Origin of the sequence: Pseudomonas sp. 51_B (genome assembly GCF_017491595.1) — a bacterium.
Classification (GTDB): Bacteria; Pseudomonadota; Gammaproteobacteria; order Pseudomonadales; family Pseudomonadaceae; genus Aquipseudomonas; species Aquipseudomonas promysalinigenes.
Window position 1 is genome coordinate 1 of record NZ_JAFGYW010000664.1, and the last position, 219, is coordinate 219.

Below are 219 nucleotides of genomic sequence, written 5' to 3' on the forward strand. Positions count from 1 at the left end.
TAAGTACGGGATGAGCCGACAGGGTGGTGAGGATCAGGCGGAAGAGTGATTGAGCCTTTGGGGTGTATGCCTTGAGGTTGATGTTGGGGCGCAGATCGAGCGCCGCCCGCGCGGCGCATCGCGAGCTACGCTCGCTCCTACGTTTGTTTTCGGCCAGTGACGCCTGTGACAGGCGCGCGCGACCGCCTGGTTCATACGACGCTATCTCGCGCCATGCAC

General features: G+C 62.6%; 1 protein-coding gene. It reads right to left on the reverse strand.

Annotated features, from left to right (window positions below; genetic code table 11):
- Nucleotides 1-219 (reverse strand): hypothetical protein (locus tag J5M56_RS26615; RefSeq protein WP_207938268.1); only part of this gene is annotated, 219 nt, incomplete at both ends.